Origin of the sequence: Congregibacter sp. (assembly GCF_965662665.1) — a bacterium.
Taxonomy (GTDB): Bacteria; Pseudomonadota; Gammaproteobacteria; order Pseudomonadales; family Halieaceae; genus Congregibacter.
Genome location: NZ_CBFIIF010000039.1, coordinates 1 through 21,471, shown reverse-complemented (window position 1 = coordinate 21,471; position 21,471 = coordinate 1). Strand labels below are relative to the sequence as shown.

Here is a 21,471-nt window from a genome sequence, read left to right as displayed (position 1 = left end):
TATTGAGCTGTTGTCATAGGAGGCTGTCGATCATCATTTCTACGATGGCCGCCGCAGCCCAGGTCAGAGGTGGAAGTACGGTAAACAATAAAATACGTTTTAGTGCGTCAACATCGAAGGGCCAGGAGGGAGCTCGGGAGACGCGTTCGCGCATATCCAGTACCGCGTCGAGTTCGAATAAGGCATTCGCATTCGCTGTTGCGATATCGACGGCAGTAATCTCGTCAAGGCGCGCATCCAGAGAGCTCAGAGTCGCCGCTCGTTGCTCGCGAATACGTCTGCGGATACCTCGCAAGGGCAGTGCGACAATGCCCACAAGGGGAACCAGCCCCCCGACAATTCCGATCAAAACGGGGCTTTTCAAAGGGTTATCCCCGCCCAAATACAATAGAGCGTAGGCGCACAGAAGACTGATGAGCAAGAGAGCGGGGCGCAGCGCCGCCGAACCAAAGGCTGCATGTCGCGACGGGCGTAGTAAGTCAGGCTGTGCGATGCGACCCAGCGATGAAAACAGGAGCGCGTTCATGATGAGTGGGGGAACGGTTACAAACATGGCAATCCAGAGAAGCAGCGTTGCGAGAAACTGGGGTAATGCAAACAGTAGGGCGGAATTGTGCGTGCCTAATGCATAGGAGTGCGCCGTGCCAGCCACGCAGGCCAGCAGCATCACCCGCCATACCTGCGACGGAAGCAAACGCGATAGTGCCATGCTGGCAGTCTCGATGTCGGTCTCCGACCAGGGGATGACATCGCTGAGCTGCTGAAGATCCTGCGCTGCACCTTGAAAAACCGAACGCGAAAACCCCGCAATGATTCCCAGGCTGGTTCCGAAAAAGAGGGCGGACCCCAGAAGATCATTGAACAGACTGCTGCTAAAGGATCTCCCCAGCAATGGGGATAACATCACCCCTACAATCAACAGCGCACATAGCAGTCCAAAGGCGAGAGGCGGTAAACGGCTCCAACGCTGCAAGCGCAGCATCGGGAGCTCCGGCGCTGCCGCCCGAGCGGATAGCTTTTCGTCAAACGCGCTCATGACGTGGTTTATCAGCTGCCATAGGCGTAGGGCCCACCTCGCTCGTGAGCGCGCTTATAGGCGGGGCGTGCGTGTATGCGATCCAGAAACGCATTGAGGTTGGGGAAGTTGTCGAGCCCGTAAAGTAACTTACCTACTTGCGGTACAAACGACAGCTGAATATCAGCTGCGCTGAATTCATTGGCAACGAACCAGTCCTGATCTTCAAGAGCGCGATCCATGAAGCCCAGATGGTTATCCAGCTCGCTATTGATGCGCGGCTGTAACAGTTCGCCGCCGTCGGGGAGACGGCCCGTGTACATTTTGAGCATCAAGGGCAGCATCGCACTGCCTTCGGCGTAGTGCATCCACTGCAGATAATTTTCGTAGGCAGGCGTTCCCGGCTCCGGGGCCAATCTGCCCTTGCCATAGTGCCGCACGATGTAGTCGATGATAGCTCCTGATTCGATAACCGTATTGACCTCGTCCGTAAGTACTGGAGACTTGCCTAAAGGATGGACTTCGAGAAGTTCCGGTGGCGCGAGGTTAGTCTCTCCGTCGCGTTCATAGTTGCGAATCTCATAATCTACGCCCAGTTCTTCCAATAGCCAGAGGACTCGCTGGGAGCGAGAGTTATTGAGGTGATGGATTGTGAGCATCGATGCATTCTCCGGTAAGTCGCTAATGGACGGAGTGTAGGCTTCGTCCCTGTCTGTTACTGAAACGGCGACGGAAGGGGACAAAGCCTGCCGTATTAATTGTGGGAAGGTATCATCGTTCCTGACGCAATAGATTGCAAAAGAGAGAGTTACTCATGTCTACCGTGCTTTATGAGACCCATGATCGCGTTGCGACTTTGACCTTGAATCGGCCTGACCGCTTGAATGCGATTAATACCGCGCTACCGGGTGATCTACGAGCAGCCGTGGAGCGTGCAGATAGAGACGACCAGGTGCATGTGATTGTGCTGCAAGGTGCGGGTAAAGGTTTCTGTGGTGGTTATGATCTCGTGGAGTACGCACAGACACCGGGAGAAATGCACGGTAATCAGGAGATGCCCTGGGACCCGACCCTGGACTACGCGATGATGTCTCGCAACACCGAAGACTTCATGTCCCTTTGGCGGGCGAGCAAGCCGACGATTTGTAAGATTCATGGGGCAGCTGCGGCTGGCGGGAGCGATATCGCTCTATGCTGCGACATGATTGTTATGGCCAGTGACGCCCGCATTGGCTACCCCCCGGCGCGCGTGTGGGGAATTCCTACCACCATGATGTGGGTTTATCGTCTTGGAATCGAGAACGCCAAACGGATGCTGTTCACGGGAGATTTAATCTCCGGCGAGGAAGCCGCTGAAATGGGGCTGATTCAGCAGGCGGTACCGCAGGCTGATTTAGATGAAGCTGTGGCTAAGCTATGTGAGCGCATCAAGGGTGTTCCCCGAAATCAGCTGCTCATGAGCAAGATGGTCGTTAATCAAGCCTACGAGGCCATGGGACTCGCTAACACGCAGCGTTTTGCAAACTTCTTTGACGGCGTTGCCCGTCATTCACCCGAAGGGCTGTGGTTCAGGGAGCGCGCTGTTGATGTGGGTTTCAAGCAAGCCGTCGCAGAGAGAGACTCCGGGGACAACATAGCGGAGGGCGCGAGCAAGAGCCTTGGGCCCATGCGCCCCCAAGAGTAGCTGCGAGACCGCTGGGTATTTAGCCTGCGGGCATTTCCCGGTGGTGGCCGTTTTCCCAACTTTTGCGTAGTTCAAACTTCTGAATTTTTCCTGAACCGGTAAGCGGATAGGCCTCTACTTCGAACCAATGTCTCGGCGTCTTTTGCGGAGACAGATGTTCTCGCAGGTACGCAAACAAGGTGTCCTTGGATAGCGTGGCATTGGGTGCTGGGCGCAGGAAGACGCCGATCTCCTCGCCAAGACGGTCGTCCGGTAAACCCACCACCGCAACCTCACCCACGCTGGGGTGCTGGAATAGCAGTTCCTCTATCTCCCTGGGATAGATGTTCTCGCCACCCCGAATGATCATATCCTTGAGGCGACCCTCGATTTTGCAGTAACCCCGCTCATCCATAGAGCAGAGGTCACCCGTATGGAGCCAGCCGTCGGCGTCGATGGTCTTTGCCGTCGCCTCGGGGTTTTCAAAGTACTCGTGCATCACGTGATAGCCACGCGTGCAAAACTCGCCCAGTACGCCCACAGGCTGAGTGGCTCCGGATTCAGTATCTACGATCTTTACTTCGACCCCCGGCATGGCTTGTCCCAGGGTATAGGCTTTGTCTTCGATACTGTCATCCGCGTGGGTCATGCAGGCCACGGGAGAGCACTCCGTCTGGCCAAAGACGATGGTAAAGGGAGCTCCCACCGTATCTTCCAGACGCTTTACAAGGTCGGCCGGCACCGTGGAGCCCCCGGAGCACAGCGCTTTGACTGCCGACAGGTCGCGTTCGGCAAAGCTCGGATGCTCAATCATCGCAATCAGCATAGTCGGCACACCGAGCATTGCGGCGGCACGGTACTCCTCCATGAGCTCCAATACCAATCCAGGCTCGAAAGCTTCCACTAGCACCAATGTCGAGCGTTTCGATAAAGCGCCGAGCACCGCGAGCACGCAGCCCGCAGTGTGAAACAGCGGCATGATGCCCATGTAGGTTTGACCGCTAAGCGCGCCCATCGTTGTGAGTGTGTGCGAGCCATTGTTCACAAGCCCGCGATGGTGGAGGAGGGCCCCTTTGGGAAAACCGGTGGTTCCCGACGTGTATTGAATCATGCAGGCATCATTGGGAAGTACGTCGGGCAGTGCTTTCTCGCCGGCAGTATCCAGGAATGCTTTCCACTCAGTGAATAGAACCACTTTTTCGAGTTCCGGACACTCTGCTCGAGCGGCTTCGAGGTGGTGAAGCATAGGATTGCCTCGAAACTCCGGTAGCAGGAAGATGCCTGCCGCTCGGGATTGGCGGAGCACATACGCCAACTCTTCGGATTGATACGAGGGATTGACCGTCACAAGCACTATCCCTGCCAGAGCGCAGCCGTACTCCATGATCACCCACTCGGGAATATTGGGGGCCCATACCGCAACCCGGTCTCCGGGCTCAAAACTCTCCAGCAATGCACGGGCGGTCAGTTCTGCCTCGTTGAGTAACTGTGCGTAACTCCAATCTCTGCGGCTCTCGTGTTCCGGCGTACCTGCAATCAAGGCAATTTGATCAGGACACTCTGCGGCGACTTCGCGAAGCGCATCGCCGATGGTGAGTTCTCTTACAGCAGGGTCTGTCGGCCCTATAGCGTAGGATTCAGTTAACATTTTTACGCTCCTCATAAATTATTTTTAGCGTGCGCTGCATCGAACTTTGTGTGACTAAAACGAGTTACTTATCGTCATCCACCAGATTTTGGATGTGCGGCGCATGCTTTGCAGCCCAGCCGTGGGTGTTGTGCTTTATAGCGTCGCGAAGTGTTGTCATAAACGCGGCGGTAGACATGCCCACCATGAGGACACCGTTAATAGCCTGAATGGGCCCCAGCAATTTTCGTTGTTCGCTCATGACTATGTCGCCATAGCCCAGCGTCGAAAAATTCACCGCCGAGTGATAGAAGGCGACCCGGTATTCGTTGAATTCACCCAGGGACTGAAACAGTATCGCCCAGATAGCCACTTGGCCAAGGTTCCCGAACATGAGTAAAAACATGACCCCGGACAGCACTGTCATGGTTGTCAGGAATGAAGCTCTATCCAGCTCCGACTGATGCTTGGCATAGTAAAGGAGTGCTCGGGTGAGGAGTGCGAGTTGCAGTGCTAAACAAAGAGCCATGGTCGCCACGCCCAGTGCAAGATTTACAATCATCCTGTTGATCCGGTATCAAAGATAATCCCCAGCATAGGAAAACCCGAGCCGCTTGCCCAGCCTTAGTTCAAACAGATGTTTTAGATCAGCTCATGAATCCTAAGGGTCGATTGTCATAAGTGGCGCTAAAAAAGCGAAAGGCCTTTGGGGTTACGGGGCTTAGCGCCACCGCCCGAACCACCGCCACAAGCCGACAGACTCACAAGCATCAAGATCAGGCATACTCCATGGAGTAGCCTGCTCATGATACTCATTACTGACCTTCCTCCAGCCAGTCATCGTCGTCGTCGAAGGGGCGCTCCTCTTCGCGAGATTGCTCGTCCGGATTCAATGACGCCATACAGGCATTGATAGCGGGCTGAGCTGCCCGATAGCTCACAGCTAACTTAGCTTTTACAGCCAGCCTGGCCGACAGAGTGAGATCGTCGCTGTAAAGAAGCTGAGAGCTGAGGTCTCGGGTATTTTCACGCATGGGTACCGCACAGGCGTGCAGTGGCATCACATCCACCAGCTCGCTCAACATACTGTCGGCGTACATAAATATTTCCTTGGTGTCATCGAAGTACATGTAGTCGACTTGGCCGTCGACGTCGAAGTCGGAGATGCAAAGGACGTAGATGAAGAAGGATTCACAGTGTTCCTTGCCCGGCGGGCGCAGATCATCTGGCGTGCTGGCGCAGCCCGCGAGCCAGATGACAAGGGAAACAACTGTGAGGACACGACACACGTCAGGAAACTGCCTGCAAATCTATAGTTGGCGGAGGTGGGGAGTCTAGCTCCCAACATGATAGTGGGTTGTGGCATGAGTTTCCTAGATGCTAAATCGTTGTTACTGACATCCTATACGCACAACTTGCGCTAAGCTGTCGCGGTAATTTTGACTTTTTCAGGTGTGTAATGACTGCAGATACGACTAACTCCCTGACGCTGGTCTGCGGAAACCGAAATTACTCCTCCTGGTCCCTGCGCGCATGGCTGAGTATGCGCAAAGCCGGCCTGGATCCGCAGGTGGTGGTGCTGCCCATGGACACGCCGGAGTTTGAGGCTCGCATTGCGCAGTACTCACCTACGCGACGCGTTCCTGTGCTTTGGATTGGCGACGAGTTGGTGTGGGATTCTCTGGCCATAGCGGAGACCGTCAACGAGCGCTATGCGGATGCCCAGTTGTGGCCTGATGATCCGGGCTTACGAGCATTTGGACGCGCCATGGCGGCGGAGATGCATAGCGGCTTTGGCGCGCTGCGCCATGCGCTGCCCATGAACTGTCGGGCGAAGCAGCGGAGCGTCGATCTCTCTGAGGATGTTCGCAGAGACATTGATAGGATGTGCGAACTGTGGGAGCAAGCCCGATCGCTGAGCGGGAGTGAGACATGGCTTCTTGGCGACTTTAGTATTGTGGACGCTATCTTTGCACCGGTGGTCCTGCGTTTTAGAGCCTACAAGCTCGAGCTTCCGGAAGTGACCAAAAGCTACATCGCGCACTGGTTAGCGGATGTTGATCTACAGGCTTGGATAGCTCTTGCCGAAGAAGAGTCTTGGGTTATTCCTCATGAAGAAGTGGGTGATGGGGTGTCAACGCAGTAATTGTTCAATACATAATAATCATGCACTGATTTTGGAGATCCCAGATGCAGCTGAGCAGAGCTATAAAAGCCGTTTTTCGCAACACCATCCGCAGCACTCTTTGCGGTGCTTTTTGCGCTGTCATATCGCTGCCTGGCGTTGCAGCACCTGACAAGGTTTTCTTTGGTGGTCCTGTGATCACCATGGATGCGGGCGGCAGCGTTGTGGAGGCTTTGGCTGTAGAGGATGGACGAATTGTCGCCGTGGGCGACAGCGCCACGGTACTCGCGCTTGCCGACGGAGATACCCAGCGTATTGACCTTGATGGCGCGCCTTTGCTTCCGGGCTTCGTAGACTCTCATAGCCATGCCAACTTTATCGGACTGCAGTCGATGAGTGGCAATATCTTGCCGCCGCCGGATGGGGGTGGTGCAAGCGTCGCCGATATTCAGCGCATTCTCCGCGATTACATGAAGTCAGAGCCTGCTTTGGAGCGTGAACTAGGCTGGGTGATTGGTTTTGGCTACGACGACTCTCAGCTTGCTGAGCAACGCCATCCTACGCGGCAGGAGATGGATGCAGTGTCCAGCGAAGTACCGATTCTTTTGATTCACCAATCGGGACATCTGGGGGTAGCGAACAGTCTGGGTCTGAAGTTGGCGGGCGTTGGGCCCGATACCCCGGATCCTGACGGCGGTGCGTTCCGTCGAGAGAGTGACGGCAAGCAACCTAACGGCGTTGCCGAAGAGTATGCGTTTTTTCGTTTGATTTTTGCAGCGCTGGCGGCGAGTAGTGAGGAACTACAGGACAGGATGTCGATTGCCGGCGCAGCCACCATGGCCAGCTATGGCTATACCACTGCGCAGGAAGGACGGGCGAATCCAGAGGGGATGGCGTCGCTGCAGCGTGTTGCGGATAGGGGAGAGCTGAAGATCGACCTTGTGTCCTATCCGGATATGCTGATGCTAGAGGATGTGACGACGTCACGGTCTTATGAAAATCGTTACCGAGTAGGCGGGGTAAAACTCACTATCGATGGGTCGCCCCAGGGGAAGACGGCATGGTTAAGTCACGCCTATCACGTGCCACCAGATGGTCAGGAAGAAGACTATGTTGGATACCCGGCCATCGACGTGGACACGGTCAACAGTAATGTTATGCGTGCCTTCGAAAACGGCTGGCAAATTCTTGTGCACTCCAATGGTGATGCAGCGACGGACACCTTACTCAGCGCCGTGCGTATGGCGCGAGAAAAACATCCGGATGCAGAGATTCGCCCCGTATTGATTCATGGACAGGTGTTGCGAAAAGAGCAGGTTGCCAGTTTAGATGAACTGGATATTTTTCCGTCGCTTTTTCCCATGCACACTTTTTATTGGGGAGATTGGCATCGCGATTCGGTGCTAGGACCCGAGCGCGCGCAGAACATTTCTCCTACGGGTTGGGTACTAGAGCGCGGGATGATGTTTGGATCCCATCATGATGCGCCGGTGGCTAATCCCGATTCGATGCGTGTGCTCTCCGCTACAGTTACTCGCATCACTCGTAGCGGCGAAGTACTGGGCCCACAGCATCGCGTCGACGTGATGACCGGCCTGCGCGCGCTGACTATTTGGCCTGCCTGGCAGCACTTTGAAGAGGAAAACAAGGGTAGTCTCGAGATTGGCAAGCTAGCGGACCTAGTGGTCTTGTCTGAAAACCCACTAGCTATTGATACGAGCCGTCTCGCAGATCTGAAAATCGTAAGCACTTACAAAGAAGGGCAAGTGGTTTATCAGCGAGATGAGTAGGGCTTTGCTAATAGGCGGGAGATTTTTAATGAGTGGCGCTCAGCTATGTCCTTAGCGGCTGCTAGCTTCCAAGAAGCGGTATATGAGCCGTTTACCCGTTCCTCGCCAGAGGAAGATGTTGGAGTCCTCCAGGAACGATTTTCCCGAGACGGGTACTTGTTCCTTCCGGGCGCGCTTTGTGCCTCCGTTAAGCCGGTCCTTGATGACATGTTATCGGTACTTGCACCGCACATTCATTGGAACGAAAGCGTTAGTGCGCCAGTGCTTGCGGGGGAGCCGTTTTTTGAAAGCGATCCTCTCTGGGATGAGCTGTACCCGGAGATCCAGGCGCTGGAGTCGCTGCATAGGCTCTTTCATAGTGCTGAGGTTCAGCAGCTCATGACTCTGGTGGCTGGGGCGGAGACCTTCGTTTACCCGATGAAAATGGCGCGGGTCGCGGCGCCGCGAAAAATTGGATTTGAAACGCCACCGCATCAGGACGCGTTTTCTCATCATGCGGGGCCCACCATGGCCGGCATCTGGATCGCACTGCACGATGCCGATGAAGCAATGGGCCGTCTGACAATTCTGCCCGGCTCACATGAGCGCGGTGTACGTCCGGTCCTTGAAGCCCAAGGTGTGGGCGGAGTGCAATGCGAAATCTATCCCGATGAGACACTCTGGCATGTGTCCGACGTCAGCGCAGGCGACGTAATCATTTTTCATTCGCAAACCGTGCATCGCGCACAGCCCAATGTTGATAAGCAGCGAGTACGTTTGAGTGTGGACACGCGTTTTTGTGATTACGGGGCCCCGGTGTTTTCAACCAATCTGGAGCCCCATCACGGTTGGCGTATTCCCCGACTCGATTGGGAATACGTCTACCGGCAGTGGAATGACACAGAATTACGCTACTACTGGCGGGATTACCCAGCGCTGTTTTGACGCAGCACAGGCCCCTTAAGCGATGGCTTCTCTAGCCGATACAAAGGCTGCGATGGCGCGATCAAGATCTTCCTGACTCAATGCAGCAGACATTTGCGTGCGAATGCGCGCCTGACCTTTGGGTACCACGGGAAAAGAAAACGCCACGACATGTACTCCCTGAGCACGGATGCGTGCAGCCATCTCCGCCGCGCGATTCGCATCGTGGAGCATGACCGGAATGATTGGATGATCTCCAGGAAGTAACTCAAAGCCCTCTGCTTCCAAAGCCTCGCGAAAGTACGCCGAGTTCTTTTGTAGCGCAGTGCGAAGCTCTGGCTGGGTGTCCACCAACTCCAGGGCGCGGAGGGCTCCGGCGACCACGGGGGGCGCAACCGTGTTCGAGAATAGATAGGGTCGCGAACGCTGCCGAAGCAGCGCTACCACTTCTGAGCTCGCCGCAGTGAAGCCGCCGCTGGCTCCGCCCAAAGCTTTGCCTAGCGTGCCGGTGATGATATCGACGCGATCCATGCAATGGTGGTATTCGTGAGTTCCCCGGCCGCCCTCGCCAAGAAATCCCGTAGCGTGGCAATCGTCAAAGTGCACGAGGGCACCGTAATGATCGGCGAGGTCGCAGATACGATCCAGTTTCGCAATGCTGCCGTCCATAGAGAACACGCCATCGGTGGTGATCAGCTTGAAGCGCGCCCCGGCAGCGTCGGCCGCCTGAAGTTGCGCCTCCAGATCCTCCATATCATTGTTGGCATAGCGATAACGCTGCGCTTTGCAGAGCCGTACACCGTCGATAATGCTCGCATGGTTCAGGGCGTCAGAAATTACCGCATCCTCTGCGCCCAAAAGCGTTTCGAATAAACCACCGTTGGCATCAAAGCCCGAGGGATAGAGGATGCAGTCCTCAAGACCTAAAAATCTGGCAAGCGCGTGTTCCAGATCTTTATGTAAGCGTTGAGTGCCGCAGATAAAGCGTACGGATGCCATACCGTAGCCCCATTCTTCGAGGCCCTTTGCGGCGGCCGCCTTAACCTCGGGATGCTCCGCCAGACCCAAATAGTTGTTGGCACAGAGGTTCAGCACATTGCCTTGTCCAGCAATGGCTACATGCGCGCCCTGGGCACTGGTGAACTCAGTTTCATCTTTGTAGAGACCCGCATCGCGAATGCCTTGTAACTCCGCGCGTAAGTGCTCTTTAAAATTGCCGTACATACATTGATTCCTTGCAAGCGAAAGCCGCTGCCTACTTTAGTCTTCCCAATTGAGAACAACTTTACTCGCGCTGCCATTGTTCATGGCCTGAAATCCGCTGTCGAATTCAGTGTAGGGCATGCGGTGTGTAATCACGGAGCTGATATCAAGACCGCTTTGAATCATGACGGACATTTTGTACCAGGTTTCATACATCTCCCGGCCGTAGATTCCTTTGAGTGTCAGCATATTGAATATCACACGACTCCAGTCAATGGCGGTGTTTTCGGATGGAATACCCAGCATGGCAATCTTACCGCCGTGGCAGAGATGCGTGATCTGATCGTTAAGCGCCTGAGGGTTGCCCGACATCTCTAGTCCGATGTCGAAACCTTCGCGCATCCCCAGGGAGTTTTTGACCTCCTCGAGAGACTCTTGAGTGACGTTGACGGTACGCGTGGCGCCCAGGGTGGCCGCAAGTTCCAGACGCTCGTCGATAACGTCGGTGATCACGATGTGCCTCGCCCCCGCGTGGCGACATACAGCAGCGGCCATGGAGCCAATGGGGCCCGCGCCCGTGATCAGCACATCCTCACCCAATAGATCGAACTGCAAAGCGGTGTGTACCGCATTTCCCAGGGGGTCAAAAAGAGAGGCCACATCCAGGTCAATACCGGGAGCATGCTCCCAGACATTGGACATGGGGAGGGTTAAGTATTCGGCAAAGGCGCCCGAACGATTGACACCGATACCACTGGTGTCATTGCACAGGTGGCGACGGCCCGCCATGCAGTTACGACAGCGACCACAGACAACGTGGCCTTCTCCCGAAACGATCTGTCCCGGTTTGAAGTCGTTGACATTACTGCCCACATCGACAATTTCACCCACAAATTCGTGGCCCACCACCATAGGTACCGGAATGGTCCTTTGGGCCCAGTCGTCCCAATTGTAGATGTGCATGTCGGTACCGCAGATCGCGGTGCGACGCACCTTGATAAGGACATCGTTGATGCCCGGCTCTGGCTGGGGAACGTCTTCCAGCCAAAGCCCGGGAGCAGCTTCTCGTTTTACTAAGGCGCGCATGTTATTCCAATATAAGAGAATAATTCCTGTATTGTGTCTTCGAAAGGTTTCGGTGGCAAGTCCTCTAGCAAGAAATCTTGTTTGTTTATGGTGGCAACTCTTGCGCCCTGTGGTTCTGGAGAAGATCATAAGTTACTGATTTCACGAGTAAGCTTATGAATTTTGCCTTTCAAAATCTTCGGGGGCAGGCCATTTCCCCCCTGTTCGCGCTGTTGACCGCCGTGTTTGTCGCATCCTGCTCTGGCTCTGGCTCTGGCTCTGGCTCTGGCACTGGCACTGGCAGTGACAGTGACAGTGACAGCGTAGCGGACACCTCTTTCGAGATAGATACGGCCATGAGTTACAAAGGGACTTTGCCCTGTGCAGATTGCCCCGGCGTGCTGTGGCAACTGGACTTGTGGCCCACGGGGCGCTTCCACTTGCGGCAGGAGTATCTCGGACGAGACACAGTGTCCTCGCGATTGGGACACTGGCACCTGGCACCCGTAGATCAAATCCTCACATTATCGGCGAGCGAGGACGATCAGCTGTTTTTGTCCATTGTCGATGCTGACACTCTTCGCATGCTCGATCGCAAGGGGGCCCCCATACAGTCGAGCTTGCCCTATGAGTTGGAGCGACAATCGGTTTTTGCGCCCAGCGAATTTTTCATCTCGCTGCGCGGGGAGTTTCGCTACTTCGCTGATGCGGCTAGTTTTACTGACTGCGCGTCGGGGTACCGCTATGCGGTATTGATGGAGGGCGAGTATCTGAGCCTGGAGCGTGGATATCTTGCGGCGGGACTCAAGTCTGGCGCTCCATGGCCCGTGCAAGTCGATGCACAAATGCTTAATCGTCAGGCGATGGAGGGTGAGGGCGCTTCACAGTCGCTACGCATTGAGCGTTTCACAGAGGACAACACAGGCCCATGTCCAAAGGACTCCGGAGGTTCACCCTAAGAAGCAGCAAGCCGCAAGCCGCGTTCCTTCTTTGACTAGACCCTAAAGGCCGTTGTTGCCCGCTCACCAATAATGGGGGGGAGCCGCTAGCGCCATCTAACCAGCAAACCCTTCGCCGCTTTCATCAACACCAAAGCGAATCAAGCGGCTATCGTCCACCGCGACGGTTCTATGCACGACGATAGCCTGATAGTCAGGATTGGTGACCATTGCCAGAAATGCGCCCGCATTGGGGTAGCGTGCAACAAAGGCGATATCCCAGTGCTTGTCGGTGGGGCCTGTAAGCATGCACTCCTGATGGCCGCGCCACATAATCTCACCACCGAGCTCCCGAAAAATCGGTCCGCTGTGCTCACCGTAACGACGATAAGCTTCGGCGCCGCTGCAGGTTTCGCCATCCGGATAAGTCGCCGTTTCATTAAGGCGAATAAGATTGAGCATCATAATCGGCGTGTCTCTTGGCAATGCCTTGAATGCGTCAAACTGCTCTCGGGTGGGGTCTATGTGCTTCATGTGCTGTCTCCTGCAAGCGAAACTTCGAATCCGTAACGGGGAAAGTGTACCTGTAAATGGCCGGCGCGCTCATCCTCCCGGGCGATGACGATGTGCTTGTCATCGGCTACTACTAACGCTCCAGACACCGGTTGAAAACCGTAGTCCGTAGGTAGCACCTGGACCTGTGCGCCCCTGTCGATTTCCAGTAGGGGATCGATCTTTGGACTATCGATTTTGCGAGGCTCACATCCCTTCGCGATGCTTATGGCTTCATCACCGCTGATAGTCGTTGTCTGCAGGGCGCTGCTAAAGACCTGCATGCGCTCCAGCCAGGCACCGACCGCGGAAAACCCGTCAAAGTAGCGTCTAAGCACCTCCTGGCGGTGAACAAACCAGCAAAGATGCCAGTTTGAGAAGTCGACAATGTTGGGGTTGTCGCCGCCAAGAAAGCTGGTGTTCTTCAGGCTCTCTTCCAAGGCGCGCATGTGTTCGCGAAAGACCGCCTCGGCCCGGGGTAGGGGAATCGCAAGTGCGGGACCACCGGCGGTAAAAGCAGCGCGGTCTTTGACAAAGGCTTCCGCGGCTTTGGCGTCTTTGAACCTCGGATTTGCAGCCAGCGCGGCGGGTTGAAATACCAGGCCCACGCAGACGCGGAAAAATTCACTGTCGGTCCAGCGGGCGGCGGCAATAGCCTGCGCCTTACCGGCTTGCCCAAAAATGCTGGTTTTTGGGTTTTGATCGTCAATAACTTCAGCGATAAGTGCGCTGTCGCAAAAAATGTCTGCGCCCCTCTGCATAACGGGGGTTCTGCGATAGCCGCCGGTCAGCGCTATGAGGTCGGGTTTGGGCATGATTGCCGGGATGTCCACGCTCTTATAGGGCAGTCCTGTAAAGCCGAAGATCGCGCGAACCTTTTCCGAAAACGGTGATTCTGCGTACTGGTGAAGTATTAAGTCGGTCATGCACGGCCTCTCACTGAAAACAGCACTGTCGCAGACGGGTGTTTCAAGGTCCAGTGCTACTGGTCGCGTCGCGTTTGCAGTGCTAGCCTCGGAATCATCTGCCCATGAAGAACAAGGACTAATGTGAGTAAAAAAACTACCTCGGAGACTTCCGCCGCGAAGCACCTGAATACCCGTCTAGTGCATGCGGGTCGTCCTGATCCGCGGGTTGTCACCAGCCCCGTATTTCACGCCTCCACTGTGTTGTTTCAGGACTACGCCGAATTTAGGGAGCGTGAAGCGGCGCCGCTTGACCGAGAGCATATGTACTACGGACGTATGGGAACGCCTACCACCCGTGCGCTGGAAGATGCGATTTGCGAGCTTGATGACAGTGTCGGTGCGGTGCTTAGCACGTCGGGTACCGCGTCCATGGCAAGCATTCTCAATTGTTTTTTGTCACCGGGTGACCACCTGCTTATGGTCGACAGCGTTTACGGGCCGACACGAAAATTCTGTCTTGGGAGTCTTGCGCGCAGGGGAGTACGCACGACGTTTTATGATCCCGTCGCCGGGGACAGCATTGATTCTTTGGTAGAAGAGAGCACTCGGATGATTTTTATGGAGTCTCCGGGGTCGGCGACCTTCGAAATTCAGGATGTGCCGGCAATCGTTGCGGTGGCAAAACGCCATGGTTTGCTCACCGCCATCGATAATACCTGGGCCACGCCATTGCTTTTTGATCCCCTGAGCTTCGGTGTGGATTTGTCGATGCAGTCGGGAACCAAGTACTTGAATGGGCATGCAGATTGTCTGTTTGGCGTAACGACGACCCTCAAACCCGATTTGTACACGCAGCTGCATCACCATACGCTTGCCCACGGTATGCACCTGGCACCCGACGATGCGAATTTAGCGCTTCGTGGTATGCGCACGCTGGGCATTCGGCTGGAGGCGCATGATCGGAGCGCTCGGATCGTAGCCAATTGGTTAGAGACTCAGCCCCGCGTCCGTCGCTTGCTTCACCCAGCCTGGGAATCCTGTCCGGGTCACGAAATTTTCGAGCGAGATTTTAAAGGCGCAAACGGGCTCTTTGGGATGTGCATGCAGCACGAGAATGATCAGGCACTGGGTACGTTTGTGGATGCTCTGGAGCTGTTCGGTGTCGGCTTTTCCTGGGGAGGTTTTGAGAGCCTTTGCCTGCCTATGCAAGCTACCCGTAACTTACCCAGTGTGCCTCTTGCTGATGATGAAACATTGGTCCGTCTGCACATCGGACTTGAACATCCCGACGACCTGACTGCCGACCTTGCGAGGGGCTTTGCCGCCATGGATGCCCTGGCGAGCGCTTAGCGCTAGCTGCCTGCTTTTGCGAAGGCCTTGAAGTCTTCGCGCAGCGCCCGCGCCGCGATGGCAATGATTTCTTCGCCCGCAGCGACGGTGGCCTGCGTGGGGTCGGAGCCAATGCGGCCATCGGCGAATCGCCGACGGTAGTTGTCGGCGTCGGTAAAGCCTCCGCTGGGAGCAACTTTTGGGGTGAGTTCAAGGTCGCGAACTTGGTCGGGGTAGGCTGCGTAGGTTACAGCCACTTCTGAGGCTGTGGCGTGAGAGCCCTCGTGCTTGGGATGAAGGCGCTGACAGGTACTCATGACGCCCGGCAGTTCCCACCAATTGCGTTGTTTCATGCTTAAGGGCGGGATGCTTGAGTCAGCTCCGGCAAAACTGCGCTCTGCATAGACTTCGGCAAACGCGGCGGCGATGGTGGCTATGTTGCCGCCATGTCCGTTGATCCAGTAAATGCGTTCAAAGCCATGGCGCCTCAGGGATGCACTCCAGTCCACGATCGCGGCGATCATGGTACTTGGACGCAGGGTCATGCTCCCGGGAAAACCCAAGTGATGCTGTGCACAACCAACACTGAAAGTGGGGCCCACAAGAATGTCCGGATCTTCCGCCGCTGCCGCTTCTGCAATCACCTGAGGACAAATGGCGTCAGTGCCGATAAGTCCTGTGGGGCCATGTTGCTCCATGGAGCCTATGGGCAGCAGGATGCTGCGGCTGCGCGTGAGATAGTCTTCTACGTCGCACCAGGTGGAGAGCGCCATCAGCATGCTTTAATCCTCTTGAGTTTTCGTTGGGGATATACGGTAGTGTTGAGTCAGACTTGCTTCTGGCGCGGCGAGGATAGCAGTTCCTCGTAGACGCTCAGGGTGTCTTTTGCCATCACATCGAGAAGAAAGCGGTCGTTGCGCCTCGGTGGCGCGACCTGCCCCGCGAGGATCGCGGCGACCTGAGTCGCCGCTGCGTCTACGTCTCGCACGGCTACGGCTCCTCGCGGATACAGGGCGGACAGAATTTCCGCCACGCCCCCGTGGTCATAGCCAACCACTGGACGCCCTTCGCTGAGAGGCTCAAGAACGGTGCGCCCGAAGGATTCAGGCTGAGTGGACAGAGATAGAACCACGTCCGAGACCGAGTAGATGTCCCGAAGATCACCGCGATGTCCTGCAAAGGTAATATGAGATTCGAGTCCCCGCTCTGCGACCGCCGCGTAAAGTTCCCGGGCGTAAGCCATCCGTTTGGGGTCCTCTGAGCCGACGATGAGTCCGTGCACCGCTTGCCCTGAGTCGCGCAGCTTTTCTATTACAGACATAAAGTCATGATGACCTTTGAGGCGGGTGAGACGCCCGGCCATGGTAATCACGCGCTGGTCGAGTAACTGTGGAAACTCGCGATACCAATCTGAGAGCCACTTCTCCGAGGCTTGATGATCCCGGGGGAATTCCAGTGGGTTAATGCCGCGATAGATCAGACGGAGTTTTCCGGGGTCACATTTGGGATAGTTACCGAGAACATAGTCCCGAATAGATTCCGAGACGACGATGACGCGTTCGCCACAGCTTACGATTTCGCTGTAACGACTCACGGAATGCATGCCATGTACCGTGGTGACCAGTCTGGGGCGCGTTGCTGGGTCCATGCCGCGCCATGCAAGCCAGCATATCCAGCCGGGCAGGCGCGAACGTAGATGCATGATGTCGAATTGTTGAGAGGCCAGCCAGTGACGCAAGGGCCTCACATGTCGGAGAGTCAGCGGTGACTTCTTACCGAGGGACCAAAGGATGTGCTCTGACCCCTGCTTTTGAAGGCGGGTTACCAGTCTGCCACCGCCGGATAGCACACTGGACGAGTGGCCGGCCGTGACCAGCGCCTTCGCAATATCCAGGGTTCCGCGTTCTACGCCTCCTGTGTCCAGGGCGGGGAGTACCTGCAGAACTTTCATTCCTGCAGTTGCTGTCGGTACAGCTGTGCGTAGATGCCCTGTTTTGACAGCAGCTCATCGTGGGTGCCCAGTTCAATAACACGGCCGTCGTCCATTACCGCAATTCGGTCAACCTGCTCTACCGTCGACAGTCGATGAGCAATGATGATGGCAGTGCGCCCGGACAGAATCCGCTGTAATGCCTGCTGGATAAGCGCCTCGCTTTCCGCATCCTGCGCCGAGGTGGCCTCGTCAAGAATGAGGATAGGAGCATCTTTCAAAAATGCTCTAGCCAGTGCCAGGCGTTGGCGCTGTCCGCCGGAGAAGTCGTCACCCTCTTCGCGAAGGATCGTATCCAGCCCTGCGGGAAGGCGATCAACAAACTCGAAGGCATTGGCCTGAGTAAGGGCCGCATTGATTGCGTCGTCATCGGCAGCCGCGAGATCTCCATAGGCGATATTGTCGCGAAGACTCGCCGCAAACAGCGTGGTGTGCTGGCTGACAAACGCTATCTGTCGACGGAGATCCGTGAGCAACAGCGACTCCATGGGCACGCCATCCAGCAAAAGCGTATCCGCCGGGGAGGGGAACTGCGCCGCGAGGAGGTTCGCTAAAGTGGTTTTTCCGGAGCCCGACCGTCCTACCAGCGCGAGAGTTTCTCCCGGTGCAATATCCAGAGAAATACCGCGGAGGGCATCCTCGCTTGCACCGGGATAGCGAAAGCGAAGATCTCGAAGTGCGAAGGCACCTTTAGGCGCTGCCGCAAGAGTTTTGCCCGAGTCGCTTTCGGTGCTTTGATCAAGAACCTCAAAAACGCTTTCCGCGGCGGCGATCCCGCGTTGAATGCGAGCATTCACCTGAGTCAGTTGGCGTAGGGGTTTTGCGACGAGACTGGCTGCCGTGATGTACGCCAAAAACTGACCAGCGGACATGCTTCCGCGTAAGGATGGGTCGAGTCCAAACCAGAATAGACCGGCGAGGGCCGTGTAGGTGAGCCATTGGATGATGGGCGTGCTGATCTCATTGACCCGCGCCAGCTTGAGATCCTGGCGCAGAGCATAGCCGCTGCGTTCCTGAAAACGCTCATTCTCTGAGGCGGTGCCGCCATAGCCTCGCACCACAGGGAAGCCGCGAATGGCTTCTGCGGTAACGCGCGTGATGCCGCCCATAGAGTCCTGTATGCGACGGCTGTATTTTTTGAATTGCGACGAAGCGAGACTGATGATGCCGCCGATGATGGGTGCCAGCGCAATGAAGAGCAGCGACAGCTTCCAATTGAGGTAAAAGATGTAACTCAGCAGCGCTATGACTGTGAGGCCCTCGCGCACGATGACTTTGATGGCGGTGGATGCAGCGGCGGCTACTTGCTCGATGTTAAAGGTGATCAGCGAAATGAGTTCGGCGGAGTTACGCTGGGCAAGATATGCCGCAGGCAACTTGTTGATATGGGCGAACACATCAACGCGCAGTTGGTTGACTACATGCCGGGCGACATAGGTGATGTAGTAGCTGCCCAGATAGGAGCCAACACCGCGCACCGTGACAATCACCACCAACGCCAGCGGTAGAAAAATCCGAATTTTGTTGGGCTGATCCAGCCCCAAACGTTGCTCCCAGCTGCTCAAGGTGTCAGTGCCAATGATGCTGGCGGATCCCAGGGGACTGCCTTCGAAGGCAGCAGGCAGATACTGCATCAGCCCTGCAAAAGCTGATTGCGTCGCAGCGTAGAGTACGAAACCGAACATGCTGATGAGAAACGCTGGCCACAGCGGGCGAACGTAACGCAGCAGGCGGCCGTAGGTTTCCAGGCCAGTACTGGCTTGCGGTGATTCAGGCTGTTGGGCGTCTGGGTTCAAGGGCGAATAGCTGAGCTGCGGTAAGGCGCATTGTACGGGATGCTTTGATGCCCGGCATCTGCTGTTCACGGACTTTGCTAGACTCGCGGTTCCAACTCTTGAGGTTCTCCCATGCATCGTATTTTTAAAGCTTCGTTACTGACCGCATTGTGCATGCCTGTGCTTCAGGCCTGGTCCTTTGATGAGCTCGCGTATTACAAGTATCTCCACGAAAACCCGGAGCTGTCCTTTCAGGAAGAGCAAACGGCCGCGACGCTGGCTAAGACGCTCGGGGAGGCGGGTTTCGCTATAACCACCAAAGTAGGTGGGCATGGACTGGTAGCAATGCTCAGCAACGGGGAGGGGCCGACCCTGATGTTGCGTGCCGATATGGATGGTTTGCCCGTCGCCGAAGACACAGGTCTGTCCTATGCCAGTACTGTGCAGGCAACAGAGTTGAATGGCCAGGATGTGTCGGTGATGCATGCCTGTGGTCACGATGTTCACATGACGGTGGTCACCGCCGCGGCGCTAGAATTACTGGACCGGCGCGATGAGTGGCAGGGTACGCTCATGGTGATTATGCAGCCCGCCGAAGAGCGCGGCGCAGGAGCTCGAGACATGCTTGCCGACGGGCTCTTTGAGCGCTTCCCGCAACCCGATTACAACTTGTCCTTGCACACCATCGCGACTTTGCCGGCAGGCAAAATCGGCTACATCGCCGGATGGATGATGGCCAATGTCGATAGTGTGGATATCACGCTACATGGGGTAGGAGGGCACGGCGCCTATCCGCATACCGCGAAAGACCCCGTGGTACTCGCCGCTGCGGTTATAATGGATCTGCAAACGCTGGTGTCCCGGGAGATTCATCCAGCGGAGCCGGGCGTTGTCACTGTGGGTTCAATCCACGCGGGCACCAAGCACAATATTATTTCGGACAAAGCCACGCTACAGCTCACCGTGCGTTCCTACTCTGATGAGGTGCGAGAGACGCTGCTTTCAGGCATTGAACGTGTCGCTGTAAAGCAGGCCGAGGCAATGGGGTTTCCCGCCGAACTAAAGCCCGAAGTTACCGTTCGGCAGGAGTACACGCCAGCGCTCTGGAACGATCCCGATCTGGTCGAGCGAGGCGTCGCTGCTATGCGCGCGGAACTGGGTGATGAGGCTCTGGCGGAGATACCCAAAGAGATGGGCGGTGAAGACTTTTCTCGCTACGGACGCACCGACGCGAAGATACCTTCATTCATGATTCGCGTGGGCACGGTGCCCCAGACACTCTGGGATGCGGCGAACCGCGGTGACGAACGCTTGCCCTCGTTGCACTCGGCGTTTTTTGCGCCAGATCCCGAGCCTACTTTAGAGACCGGCCGAAGAGCCATCTTGGCAATGGTCCTCGACCTTCTGGCTAAACCTTAAACCCTTGGCATTTTTAGTGCCCGTCACACTAGGCAGTGGCGGGCTCGCTCTGGTCCGCTGTCTTTGCGGCTTGAGGCTTTTTGTTCTTGCGTGCCGCCCAGCGGTTACGCAGGTCCGTGGGCAGGGCGAGGAGAGCCGGTGTGGCGATCAATGTAAGGATTGTCGCGAAGGACAAACCAAACACAATCGCCTGTGATAGAGGGCCCCAGAACGTCGCCATTTGACCACCCGCGGTTACGCTGCGGTTGACGATATCAATGGACAAGTCACAGGCGAGGGGTAAAAGACCGAAGACCGTTGTGACTGTCGTCAGCATCACTGGCCGCAAGCGTTGCGCCGCGGCGCGAACAATTGCGTCCTGCACGCTGAGATCGGGGTTCTCGCTATGCACGACGTTATAAGTGTCGATGAGTACGATGTTGTTGTTCACGACAATGCCTGCGAGTGCCACCACCCCCACACCGGTTAGTACTGCGCTGAAAGGGTTGCCCGTGATGATTAGCCCCAGTAAAACGCCCGCGGTCGACATAATCACCGCCAATAAAATCAACCCACTCTGGTAGAAGCTGTTGAACTGGGTGACGAGCAATACAAACATTAACAGCAGGGATAGCAAGAAAGCGCCTTGAACAAACTCCATGGAGTCCGTCTGCTCTTCGTTCGCACCGCGAAACTCAATGCTCACTCGCGGGTCGAAGCTTTGCGTTTTTAGCCAATCCTCTATTTCACCTACCATGGTATCGGCCAATACGCCTTGCACCACATTCGCCCTCACCCGCTCCACAGGGAAAGTGTCGATGCGCTTGAAAGTATCAACACCCGGCGCCGGTTTAATACGCACAAAGTTGCTAAGGGGTATTTGTCCCTGGCTTGTGCTTATTCTCAGGTCGTCCATAGCGCGAATGCCGCGGTCCTGAATCGGGAACCGAGCGCGAATGTCCACGGCGTCATCAGCGCCATCTGGACGGTACTCTGCAACCTTGACGCCGTTTGTTACGAGTTGAAGTGCAATGCCCGCAGATTGTACGTCAGCCCCATAGAGAGACGCCTGAGCCCGATCGACCTGCATACGCCATTCGATGGAGGGGAGTGCTCGCGTGTCGTCGATATCAATCAGCCCTGGCAATGTGTCGAGGTGCTCACGAATACGCAGCATGGCCGGTTCCAGG

Annotated in this window: 20 protein-coding genes; 7 read left to right on the top strand and 13 right to left on the bottom strand. The window is 56.0% G+C overall.

What is annotated here, in order from left to right; all coding sequences use genetic code 11:
- Nucleotides 1-13: 13 nt before the first annotated feature.
- Both ACTG39_RS12780 and ACTG39_RS12775 read right to left on the bottom strand, forming a co-directional pair.
- Nucleotides 14-1,036 carry a hypothetical protein gene (locus ACTG39_RS12780; protein ID WP_439107955.1) on the bottom strand — a complete coding sequence of 341 codons (1,023 nt, stop codon included), beginning with the start codon at nt 1,034-1,036 and terminating at the stop codon, nt 14-16.
- Between the two features lie 11 nt (nt 1,037-1,047).
- A complete protein-coding gene (locus ACTG39_RS12775) occupies nt 1,048-1,674 on the bottom strand; it encodes a glutathione S-transferase family protein (protein ID WP_439107954.1) in 627 nt (208 codons plus the stop codon).
- 155 nt (nt 1,675-1,829) lie between these two features.
- On the opposite strand from ACTG39_RS12775, the gene ACTG39_RS12770 reads away from it, so the two are divergent.
- Nucleotides 1,830-2,699 carry a crotonase/enoyl-CoA hydratase family protein gene (locus ACTG39_RS12770; RefSeq protein ID WP_439107953.1) on the top strand — a complete coding sequence of 290 codons (870 nt, stop codon included), beginning with the start codon at nt 1,830-1,832 and terminating at the stop codon, nt 2,697-2,699.
- Nucleotides 2,700-2,718: 19 nt separating this feature from the next.
- Here ACTG39_RS12770 and ACTG39_RS12765 read toward each other — a convergent pair whose 3' ends face one another.
- The 3 genes from ACTG39_RS12765 to ACTG39_RS12755 all read right to left on the bottom strand — a co-directional run bounded on the left by ACTG39_RS12765 (nt 2,719) and on the right by ACTG39_RS12755 (nt 5,594).
- Nucleotides 2,719-4,326: an AMP-binding protein gene (locus ACTG39_RS12765; RefSeq protein WP_439107952.1), complete on the bottom strand. Its 1,608-nt coding sequence runs from the start codon at nt 4,324-4,326 to the stop codon at nt 2,719-2,721.
- Nucleotides 4,327-4,390: 64 nt separating this feature from the next.
- A complete protein-coding gene (locus tag ACTG39_RS12760) occupies nt 4,391-4,867 on the bottom strand; it encodes an ion channel (RefSeq protein WP_439107951.1) in 477 nt (158 codons plus the stop codon).
- 253 nt (nt 4,868-5,120) lie between these two features.
- The gene (locus ACTG39_RS12755; protein WP_439107950.1) at nt 5,121-5,594 is read right to left on the bottom strand and encodes a hypothetical protein; all 474 of its coding nucleotides are present in this window, start codon (nt 5,592-5,594) and stop codon (nt 5,121-5,123) included.
- 170 nt (nt 5,595-5,764) lie between these two features.
- On the opposite strand from ACTG39_RS12755, the gene ACTG39_RS12750 reads away from it, so the two are divergent.
- From ACTG39_RS12750 to ACTG39_RS12740, 3 genes are read left to right on the top strand one after another with little or no spacing between them, the layout of a single operon-like run.
- Nucleotides 5,765-6,451 carry a glutathione S-transferase family protein gene (locus tag ACTG39_RS12750; RefSeq protein WP_439107949.1) on the top strand — a complete coding sequence of 229 codons (687 nt, stop codon included), beginning with the start codon at nt 5,765-5,767 and terminating at the stop codon, nt 6,449-6,451.
- A 44-nt stretch (nt 6,452-6,495) separates the two neighbouring features.
- Nucleotides 6,496-8,220, top strand: a complete 1,725-nt coding sequence (locus ACTG39_RS12745) for an amidohydrolase (RefSeq protein ID WP_439107948.1) — start codon at nt 6,496-6,498, stop codon at nt 8,218-8,220.
- Between the two features lie 45 nt (nt 8,221-8,265).
- Complete coding sequence (locus ACTG39_RS12740) at nt 8,266-9,144, top strand: phytanoyl-CoA dioxygenase family protein (RefSeq protein ID WP_439107947.1); 879 nt, start codon at nt 8,266-8,268, stop codon at nt 9,142-9,144.
- A 15-nt stretch (nt 9,145-9,159) separates the two neighbouring features.
- Here the strand turns inward: ACTG39_RS12740 and ACTG39_RS12735 are convergent, their stop codons facing one another.
- Nucleotides 9,160-10,347: a glycine C-acetyltransferase gene (locus ACTG39_RS12735; RefSeq protein ID WP_439107946.1), complete on the bottom strand. Its 1,188-nt coding sequence runs from the start codon at nt 10,345-10,347 to the stop codon at nt 9,160-9,162.
- A gap of 36 nt (nt 10,348-10,383) precedes the next feature.
- Nucleotides 10,384-11,412, bottom strand: a complete 1,029-nt coding sequence (gene tdh / locus ACTG39_RS12730) for an L-threonine 3-dehydrogenase (RefSeq protein WP_439107945.1) — start codon at nt 11,410-11,412, stop codon at nt 10,384-10,386.
- 155 nt (nt 11,413-11,567) lie between these two features.
- Here tdh and ACTG39_RS12725 point away from each other — a divergent pair, with 155 nt between their 5' ends.
- The gene (locus ACTG39_RS12725) at nt 11,568-12,350 is read left to right on the top strand and encodes a copper resistance protein NlpE N-terminal domain-containing protein (RefSeq protein WP_439107944.1); all 783 of its coding nucleotides are present in this window, start codon (nt 11,568-11,570) and stop codon (nt 12,348-12,350) included.
- 96 nt (nt 12,351-12,446) lie between these two features.
- Here the strand turns inward: ACTG39_RS12725 and ACTG39_RS12720 are convergent, their stop codons facing one another.
- Nucleotides 12,447-12,863: a DUF1330 domain-containing protein gene (locus ACTG39_RS12720; RefSeq protein ID WP_439107943.1), complete on the bottom strand. Its 417-nt coding sequence runs from the start codon at nt 12,861-12,863 to the stop codon at nt 12,447-12,449.
- Nucleotides 12,860-13,807, bottom strand: a complete 948-nt coding sequence (locus ACTG39_RS12715) for a glutathione S-transferase family protein (protein WP_439107942.1) — start codon at nt 13,805-13,807, stop codon at nt 12,860-12,862. Before ACTG39_RS12715 ends, ACTG39_RS12720 begins: the two co-directional genes overlap by 4 nt.
- Nucleotides 13,808-13,930: 123 nt before the next feature.
- Here ACTG39_RS12715 and metC point away from each other — a divergent pair, with 123 nt between their 5' ends.
- Nucleotides 13,931-15,139 (top strand): cystathionine beta-lyase, encoded by a 1,209-nt coding sequence (gene metC / locus ACTG39_RS12710; RefSeq protein WP_439107941.1) that lies wholly within the window; start codon nt 13,931-13,933, stop codon nt 15,137-15,139.
- 2 nt (nt 15,140-15,141) lie between these two features.
- Here metC and ACTG39_RS12705 read toward each other — a convergent pair whose 3' ends face one another.
- From ACTG39_RS12705 to msbA, 3 genes are read right to left on the bottom strand one after another with little or no spacing between them, the layout of a single operon-like run.
- Nucleotides 15,142-15,897, bottom strand: a complete 756-nt coding sequence (locus tag ACTG39_RS12705) for a creatininase family protein (protein ID WP_439107940.1) — start codon at nt 15,895-15,897, stop codon at nt 15,142-15,144.
- A gap of 47 nt (nt 15,898-15,944) precedes the next feature.
- A complete protein-coding gene (locus tag ACTG39_RS12700) occupies nt 15,945-17,069 on the bottom strand; it encodes a glycosyltransferase family 4 protein (RefSeq protein ID WP_439107939.1) in 1,125 nt (374 codons plus the stop codon).
- A complete protein-coding gene (gene msbA / locus ACTG39_RS12695) occupies nt 17,066-18,904 on the bottom strand; it encodes a lipid A export permease/ATP-binding protein MsbA (RefSeq protein ID WP_439107938.1) in 1,839 nt (612 codons plus the stop codon). The genes ACTG39_RS12700 and msbA overlap by 4 nt, the downstream gene beginning before the upstream one ends.
- Before the next feature lie 111 nt (nt 18,905-19,015).
- Here msbA and ACTG39_RS12690 point away from each other — a divergent pair, with 111 nt between their 5' ends.
- Nucleotides 19,016-20,302, top strand: coding sequence for an amidohydrolase (locus ACTG39_RS12690; protein ID WP_439107937.1), 1,287 nt, complete (start codon nt 19,016-19,018; stop codon nt 20,300-20,302).
- 28 nt (nt 20,303-20,330) lie between these two features.
- Here ACTG39_RS12690 and ACTG39_RS12685 read toward each other — a convergent pair.
- A partial coding sequence (locus ACTG39_RS12685) for an efflux RND transporter permease subunit (protein ID WP_439107936.1) occupies nt 20,331-21,471 on the bottom strand: 1,141 nt, incomplete at its 5' end.